Source organism: Micropruina sp., assembly GCF_047606365.1.
Classification (GTDB): Bacteria; Actinomycetota; Actinomycetes; order Propionibacteriales; family Propionibacteriaceae; genus Micropruina.
This window is the reverse complement of the sequence record NZ_JASGEN010000069.1, coordinates 1-7,774: the sequence shown is the minus strand read 5'-3', so window position 1 is coordinate 7,774 and position 7,774 is coordinate 1. Positions and strand designations below refer to the sequence as shown.

Genomic DNA, 7,774 nt, shown 5'->3' with positions numbered 1-7,774 from the left:
GTCGGTGTTGCTCTGGGTGGGGTTGTGCTCGGCTCTACCCCCGGCGCCGTCTCGGCGTCGGGTCATCACGTCGACGAAGCGGTCGAACAGGTAGGCCGAATCATGCGGGCCGGCGGCCGCCTCGGGGTGGTACTGCACCGAGAAGGACAGCAGGTTGTCGGCGTCGTCGGTGAGCTCGAGGCCCTCGACCACGTCATCGTTGAGGCAGATGTGGCTGACCCGGGCGTTGCCCCAGCGGGTCGCGGTGGCCTTGTCGAGCGGTGCGTCGACGGCGAAGCCGTGGTTCTGGGCGGTGATCTCCACCTTGCCGGTGCGCAGATCCTTCACCGGCTGGTTGATCCCGCGGTGGCCGTATTTCAGCTTGTAGGTGCCGAAACCGAGGGCGCGTCCGAAGATCTGGTTGCCGAAGCAGATGCCGAAGTAGGGAATGCCCGCATCGAGGACGCCCTGCAGCAACTCCATCGGGGCGTCGGCCGTGGCCGGGTCGCCGGGGCCGTTGGAGAAGAAGACGCCGTCCGGGTTCAGGGTGGTCAGCTCGTCCAAGGTCACCGACGCCGGCAGCAGGTGCACTTCGATGCCGCGCTCGGCCATCCGGGTCGGGGTCATGTCCTTGATGCCGAGGTCGATGGCGGCGACCGTGAACCGCTTCTCGCCCACCGCCGGCAGCACCTTCTCGGCACCCAGGGTGACGTCGGCGACCAGGTCGGAGCCGGCCATCGCCGGAACCTCGCGCACCTTGGCCAGCAGCTTGGTCGGGTCGAGCTCGGTGGTGGAGATGCCGACCCGCATCGCGCCCCGCTCACGCAGGTGCCGGGTCAGTGCCCGGGTGTCGATCTCGGCGATGCCGACCACGCCCTGGCTACGCAGTTCGTCGTCCAGCGAGCGGTTGGAGCGCCAGTTGGAGCGCATCCGGGAGAGGTCCCGGACGACGTAGCCGGCCACCCAGATGCGGGACGATTCGTCGTCCTCGTCGTTCCAGCCGGTGTTGCCGATGTGCGGCGCGGTGGCCACCACGACCTGGCGGTGGTAGCTGGGATCGGTGAGCGTCTCCTGGTAGCCCGACATGCCGGTGGAGAACACCGCCTCACCGAAGGCTTCGCCGGCCGCCCCGAAGGACAAGCCGCGAAAGGACCGCCCATCTTCGAGAACCAACAAAGCCGGAGTCTGTTCGCGATCGAAGAAGCCTGAAGGCATGAAAGTCCTTTCCCCGCCGGGGCGGGCTCAAACTCACGAAAGACTAGCAAAGCCGGACGGTGCCGCTGACCGCGCAGGTCCGGATGGGACGCCGTGTCATGTCGTTCGCCGAGCTACTCCTCCGGGCTCACCGGTAGGGTCGTGGGACGTGACCGACAACACCAGTGCCGCCATGAAGCCTGTGATTCCGGGACCGCTGCCCGAGGGCATCGCCGTCCGGACGGCCGGCGCGGACGACGTCCCGGCGCTTCTCGAACTGCTGCGTGCCGATGAACTGGCCGCGATGGGCGAGACCTCCCTGAGCGCCGGCGAGGTCGACGAGTGGTTCGACACGCCGCGCGCGTTGGAACGCAACACCGCGCTGGTTCTGCAGCGCGACGGCGTCCTGATCGGAGTGTGGCGGGTGTTCCGCAACTTCGACGACAAGTACTGGGCGCAGGTGGCGATCGACAGGTCGTTGCCCGCCGAACTGGTCGATGAGCTGTGGGAAGGCGGCCTGGCGTGGGCGGAACAGGTCGCATTGACGATCGCCGATGGTCTTGGCGTCACCGGCCCGCGACTGGATCTGTGGGTCAACGAGCATGACGCGCTCACCCGGCGGCACGCCGAGGCGTTCGGGTTCCAGCAGATGCGGGCCTTCATCGAGATGCAGATCGACCTGGACGGCTATGTCGCGCCGAAGCCGGATCCTGCCTCTCCCGTGGTGGTCAGGCAGGCCGAGGTGCCCGATGACGGCGCCGCCGACCTGAGGACGATGTACCAGGTCATCAGCGAGTCGTTCCGCGACCACTACGACTTCCAGCTGCGCAGCTTCGAGGATTGGGTGGAGACCAAGCACTCCGACCAGCTCGCCGACCCGACCCACTGGTACCTCGCCGAGATCGACGGCGAGGCTGTCGGCGGGCTGATGGGGCACAACTCGTACCTCGAGGCCGACAACGCCGGCTATGTGGCGAATCTCGGCGTGCTGCGGCAAGGGCGCGGACGGGGTGTCGCCAAGGCGCTGCTGCGCACCAGCTTCACCCGCTACGCAGCCGACGGCCGCAGCGCCGTCAAACTGCACGTGGACGCCGAGAGCCCGACCGGCGCCACCCACCTGTACGAGTCGGTGGGCATGTACCGGCGGCTGGTCGGTTTCGACTTCCACAAGTGGCCCCGGGCCTGATCGCGGAATCCGAGTCCGGTGCTGTCGGCTCGCGGATCAGCGACCGATTCCGGGGTGATCCACGCCCAACCAGGCGAAGTACGTCCCGAATCGGTCGCCATTTGACGAGCGAGAGACTTCGGCAAGGGCCTCAGTCGAGGCCGGCGGTGATCTTCTCCCGGGCGCGAGCGAGCACGCCGTTGAGGAAGGTCGCCGAGTCGTCCGTGGAGAGTTCCTGGGCCAGGCTGACGGCCTGCTCGAGCGCGACCTCGGCGGACGTGGTGCCGTCCAGCATCTCCCACAGCGCGATGCGGGCCAGGCAGCGGTCGACGCGCGGCATCCGCTCCATCGTCCAGCCGGTGGCCAGGCAGTCGGCGATCAGCGTGTCGATCTCGGTCTTGCGCGCAGTGACGCCGTTCACCAGCGTGGTGGTGAACGGACGCACCGGCGGGTCAGCCTCGGCGATGTGCAGCGCCAGCGGCTCAGTGGCGTCCACACCGCGCAGGTCGGCCTCGAAGAGGATGTCCAGGGCACGCTTGCGTGCCTTGGTGCGGGACGAGCCACGTCCGGGCTGTGTCGTCGGACGGGTCTCGATCAGCTCGGCGACCGTGCCGTCGGGCGTGGTGATCCGCTGGCGCGGCGTGGTTACCGCAGGGTCGGCGGCCACCGGCGGTCAGACCCGACCCAGGTAGCTGCCGTCGCGGGTGTCGACCTTGACCCGCTCGCCGGTGGTGATGAACAGCGGCACCTGGATCTGCAGCCCGGTCTCGACGGTGGCGGGCTTGGTGCCGCCGGTCGAGCGGTCGCCCTGCAGGCCCGGCTCGGTGTAGGTCACCTCGAGCTCCACCGACGCCGGCAGGTCGACGTAGAGCGGGTTGCCCTCGTGCAGCGCGACGGTGGCGTTCTGGTTCTCGAGCAGGTAGTTCTTGGCGTCGCCGATGGTCTCGTCGGTGATCGTCATCTGGTCGTAGGTGGCGGTGTCCATGAACACGTAGCCGTCGCCGTCGTGGTACAGGTACTGCATCTCGCGCCGGTCGACGTTGGCGGTGTCCACCTTGGTGTCGGAGTTGAACGTGCGGTCGACCACCTTGCCGCTGAGCACGTGCTTGAGCTTCGTGCGCACCACGGTGTTGCCCTTGCCCGGCTTGTGGTGCTGGAACCACAGCACCTGCCAGAGCTGACCGTCGAGGTCGAGCACCATGCCGTTCTTCAGATCGTTGGTGGAAGCCACGTGAAAACCCTTCGTTCACCGATTGCGAGCCGACCGCTCAGTGTAGTGCGGGAGCGCTGTGACGACGAACCGAGCGAGACAGCGAGGCCCGCGCCCGGCGTCCGAACCATCGGGGGATGGTTCTTCTGGCCAACTGATCCCCGCGCCCGGTGACCGAAGGAACCGTCCCTGGTGACCGAAAGAACCGTCCCCGGTGACCAAAGGAACCGTCCCCGGTGACCGAAAGAACCGTCCCCGGTGACCAAAGGAACCGTCCCCAGTGACCAAAAGAACCGTCCCCGGTGACCGGGAGAACCGTCCCCGGGGTTACCGACGGGTCAGCGAGGGGTGGGGGTGGCGATGATCTGGCCGGTGGAGAGGCTGTCGTTGCCGGGGCGGTGGCGGGCGGCGACGTCGGCGATCAGGGCGGCTCGGCGTTCGGCGGGCGGCAGGCCGAACTCCTCGACCAGGGCGGCGCTGTCGTCGGCACCGGCCTCGGTCAGTCCCTCGATCACGCCGCGGACGTCGTCGGGGGTCCGGTTTTGGCTGAGCTTCGCCTTCGCCTCAATCCGGGTGATCTGCAGTTGCAGGCCGACGATGGCACGCAACTGGCCGGCGACGTAGTCGGCGGGCATGTCGTCCATGCCGAGGGTGCGCTCGTGGGCCTTCATCAACCTCTCGGCGGCCATCGTCGTCCAGTCCAGGTCGTCGTGGGCGATCAGCTCGCCGTACAGGTGCAGGGTGACGTAGTCCCAGGTCGGGATGTACTTCCCGGACGCCGGCGCGCTCGGGTACCACAGCGATGAGATGTAGTCGGTGGCGGCGGTGATGATGAACAACGCCTCCCCGGTGACCGCCTCGCGCCACTGAGCGTTCGGACGCGCCACGTGCAGCACCAGGCTGCCCTGCTCACCCATGTCCGCATCGAAGACATACGGCAGGTGGGTGGCCAGCAACCCAGACGGCCCGTGGGTGATCAGGTCGCCGACACCAGGCGCGGCCAGGGTCCGGGCCTGCAGCTCCGGCGGCATGGTGAAGTGGCGCGGCGTGTACATCAGTCCAGTGTCGCCGACCGGCTCAACGCCTCGAAGGCGTCCCGCAGCAGATCCTCGTCGGGGCTCTCCAGGATGGCCGCGCGGGCCAGCTGCTCGAGGATCACGAACCGCAGGGTGCTGGCCCGGGTCTTCTTGTCCAGGTTCATCGCCTCGCGCAACTCCGGCCAGGCGTCGGCCGGGTAGCTGGTCGGCAATCCGAGCGCCCGCAGCACCCGGCCGTGCCGTCCGGCGGTGTCCTCGTCGAGACGACCCGCCCGGCGGCTCAGCTCCGCGGCGAAGGCCATGCCGACGCTGATCGCCTCACCGTGCCGCCAGGTGTACCGCTGGTGACGCTCGATGGCGTGGCCCAGGGTGTGGCCGTAGTTGAGCTGCTCGCGTCCGAGGTCGCGTCCCACGGAGGTTCGTTCCCGCAGGTCGTCGCCCACCACGGCCGCCTTCACCTCGATCGCCCGCTTGACCAGCGCACAGATCACTTCGCCCTTCGGGTCGAGCGCCGCGGCCGGGTCGTCTTCGATGATGGTCAGGATGGCGGGGTCGGCGATGAAGCCGGCCTTCACCACCTCGGCCATCCCGGAGCGGATCTCCTCGACCGGCAGGCCCTCCAGGAAGGACAGGTCGCACAGCACCGTGTACGGCTCGTAGAAGGTGCCGACCAGGTTCTTGCCGGCGCTCAGGTTGATTCCGGTCTTGCCGCCGACGGCGGCGTCCACCATGCCCAGCACGGTGGTCGGTATCGACACGTAGGTGACGCCGCGCAGCCAGGTGGAGGCGACGAACCCGGCCAGATCGGTGGTCGCTCCCCCGCCCAGGCCGATGATGGCGTCCGAGCGGGTGAAGCCGGCCTCGGCCAGCGCGTCCCAGCAGCGCTGCAGCGTCTCGCCGGTCTTGGCCGCTTCGGCCGCCGGCACCTCGATGCTCAACGTCTGGCAGTCGCAGGCCGACCGGAGCTTGGACGCCTGCTCGCGCAGCACCGGCGGATGGATCACCGCGATCCGCCGCTGCTCGGCCACGTACTGGGGCAGCAGTTCCAGCGCACCCTGTCCGACCACCACCTGATAGGGGCGTTCGGCGGTCACATCGATGGTGGAGATTCTCACCGGTCGTCCTCCTTCAGTTCTGCCATGACTTGTTCCACGATCGCCGCTACCTCGGCATGATCGGTGTCCACGCTGATGGTGGCCAGATTCTGATACACAGGCGTCCGCTCCGTGAGTTGCTTGATGAGAGTGGCCCGCAGATTGCCCAGCACCAGGACGCCGGCCTGGTTCAGCCCGAGCCGCCGGCTGGCCTGCGCGACCGAGACCTGCAGCCAGACCACGGTGACATCACGTAGTGCTTCAGCCACTTCGGAGGTCAGCACGGCACCGCTGCCCACCGCGACCACGCCGGGCTCGGCCAGTGCGGCAACCGTCGCGTCACGTTCCAGTGCGCGGAAATGCGCTTCGCCGGAGTCGGCGAAGATCTCCCGGATCAGTTGGCCCTGCTCGGCCTCGATCGCGGCGTCCACGTCGAGGAACGGCAGCCCGAGCCGGCCGGCCAGGGCATGGCCCACCGTGGTCTTGCCGGCCCCCGGTGCGCCGATGACTGCGATGCGGTGGCCCGACGTCACCTCAGCCCTCGCTGCGCGAGGCGCTCGCGGTAGCCGGCCAGGTTCCGGCTGGTTTCGGCGACCGAGTCGCCGCCGAACTTCTCCAGGACCGCCTCGGCCAGCACCAGCGCCACCATCGCCTCGGCGACCACGCCGGCGGCCGGGACGGCGCACACGTCGGAGCGCTGATGGTGGGCGACGGCCGGTTCACCGGTGGTCACGTCGATGGTGCGCAGGGCCCGCGGAATGGTCGCGATCGGCTTCATCGCGGCCCGGACGCGCAGCGGCTCACCGTTGCTCATGCCGCCCTCGGTACCACCGGACCGGTTGCGCAGCCGGACCACACCACCCGGTCCCGGCTCCATCTCGTCGTGGGCCAGGCTGCCGCGGGTGCGGGCCAGGTCGAAACCGTCGCCGACCTCGACGCCCTTGATCGCCTGAATGCCCATCAGCGCACCGGCCAGCTTCGAATCCAGCCGCCGGTCGCCCTGACTGTGCGAGCCCAGACCGGCGGGGACGCCGTGCGCCACCACCTCGACCACGCCGCCCAGGGTGTCGCCGGCCTTCTGGCACGCGGCGATCTCGTCCTGCATGGCGGCGCTGGACTCGGCGTCCAGGCAGCGGACGGGGTCGGCGTCGATGGCGTCGCGGTCGTCCAGGGTCGGCACTCGGGTGCCCGTGGAGCGGATCGGGCCGAGTTCGACGACGTGGCTGACGATGGTGACGCCGCAGGCCTGCTGCAGGAAGTTGCTGGCCACCCGGCCCAGCGCGACGCGGGCGGCGGTCTCTCGCGCGGAGGCACGCTCAAGGATCGGACGGGCCTCGTCCCAGTCGTACTTCTGCATGCCGGCCAGGTCGGCATGCCCCGGACGCGGACGGGTCAGCGGAGCGTTGCGGGCCTGCGCGGCCAGCACCTCGGCGTCCACCTCGTCGGGAGCCATCACCGTCTCCCACTTGGGCCACTCGGTGTTGCCGATCATGATCGCGATCGGCGAACCCAGCGTCTCGCCGTGCCGGAGGCCGGTCAACATCGTCACCTCGTCGGCCTCGAACTTCATCCGGGCACCGCGGCCGGCGCCCAGCCGCCGTCGGGCCAGCGCCTCGGCGATGTCGGTGGTCGACACCCTGACATGGGCGGGAATGCCTTCGATGGTCGCCACCAGGGCGCGGCCATGGGACTCCCCGGCAGTCAGGTAACGCAGCATGATCGCGAGTCTGTCACGACCCGACGCCGGCCTCCGTCACTGCCCGCACGGCAGACACCAACACCTCCACCGGGACGTCCCGTCCGGTCATCAACCGGACCTGGTGCCGGGCCTGGTAGACGAGCAGATCGAGCCCGTTGCCGACCACCCGTCCGGCGGTCTCGGCCCGTTCGGCCAGCGGTGTCGGCCACGGGTGGTAGATCACGTCGAACACTCCGCGCAGCGCCGGGCAGTACTCCACCTCGAGCGAGTCGAGGCGTCCCTCCAACGCGGCGGACGGCACGGTCGAGACCAGCAGTTCGCTGGCCGGGTCGAGCGGCGCCCCCAGGGTGCGGGGTTGCACCTCGACACCCAGCCGTTCCGCCCACTCCCGGAAGG

The 7,774-nt window shown here is 69.1% G+C and carries 8 protein-coding genes and 1 pseudogene; 1 reads left to right on the top strand and 8 read right to left on the bottom strand.

Features of this window, described 5'->3' with window-relative positions:
* Positions 1 to 1,194: glutamine-hydrolyzing carbamoyl-phosphate synthase small subunit (gene carA / locus QM624_RS08255; RefSeq protein ID WP_415090667.1), on the bottom strand; the 1,194-nt coding region annotated here is incomplete at its 3' end.
* Positions 1,195 to 1,342: 148 nt separating this feature from the next.
* Here carA and QM624_RS08250 point away from each other — a divergent pair.
* A complete protein-coding gene (locus QM624_RS08250) occupies positions 1,343 to 2,359 on the top strand; it encodes a GNAT family N-acetyltransferase (RefSeq protein WP_415090665.1) in 1,017 nt (338 codons plus the stop codon).
* 130 nt (positions 2,360 to 2,489) lie between these two features.
* Here the strand turns inward: QM624_RS08250 and nusB are convergent, their stop codons facing one another.
* The 7 genes and pseudogenes from nusB to QM624_RS08215 all read right to left on the bottom strand — a co-directional run.
* Positions 2,490 to 3,005, bottom strand: a complete 516-nt coding sequence (gene nusB / locus QM624_RS08245; RefSeq protein ID WP_298130203.1) for a transcription antitermination factor NusB — start codon at positions 3,003 to 3,005, stop codon at positions 2,490 to 2,492.
* Between the two features lie 6 nt (positions 3,006 to 3,011).
* Positions 3,012 to 3,569: an elongation factor P gene (efp, locus tag QM624_RS08240; protein WP_298130206.1), complete on the bottom strand. Its 558-nt coding sequence runs from the start codon at positions 3,567 to 3,569 to the stop codon at positions 3,012 to 3,014.
* A 317-nt stretch (positions 3,570 to 3,886) separates the two neighbouring features.
* Positions 3,887 to 4,603 carry an FMN-binding negative transcriptional regulator gene (locus QM624_RS08235; protein WP_415090662.1) on the bottom strand — a complete coding sequence of 239 codons (717 nt, stop codon included), beginning with the start codon at positions 4,601 to 4,603 and terminating at the stop codon, positions 3,887 to 3,889.
* The gene (gene aroB / locus QM624_RS08230) at positions 4,603 to 5,700 is read right to left on the bottom strand and encodes a 3-dehydroquinate synthase (RefSeq protein WP_415090660.1); all 1,098 of its coding nucleotides are present in this window, start codon (positions 5,698 to 5,700) and stop codon (positions 4,603 to 4,605) included. The genes QM624_RS08235 and aroB overlap by 1 nt, the downstream gene beginning before the upstream one ends.
* Positions 5,697 to 6,212 (bottom strand): shikimate kinase, encoded by a 516-nt coding sequence (locus QM624_RS08225; RefSeq protein ID WP_415090658.1) that lies wholly within the window; start codon positions 6,210 to 6,212, stop codon positions 5,697 to 5,699. The genes aroB and QM624_RS08225 overlap by 4 nt, the downstream gene beginning before the upstream one ends.
* Entirely contained in the window at positions 6,209 to 7,396 is a 1,188-nt protein-coding gene (gene aroC, locus QM624_RS08220) for a chorismate synthase (protein ID WP_415090656.1), read from the bottom strand. Before aroC ends, QM624_RS08225 begins: the two co-directional genes overlap by 4 nt.
* 13 nt (positions 7,397 to 7,409) lie before the next feature.
* A pseudogene (locus QM624_RS08215) lies at positions 7,410 to 7,774 on the bottom strand (hypothetical protein); the annotation flags it as partial.

What these genes read in the sequence shown, in the direction of transcription:
- aroC (WP_415090656.1), bottom strand. Translation starts at nt 7,396, where the DNA reads ATGCTGCGTTACCTGACTGCCGGGGAGTCCCATGGCCGCGCCCTGGTG.
- QM624_RS08235 (WP_415090662.1), bottom strand. Translation starts at nt 4,603, where the DNA reads ATGTACACGCCGCGCCACTTCACCATGCCGCCGGAGCTGCAGGCCCGG.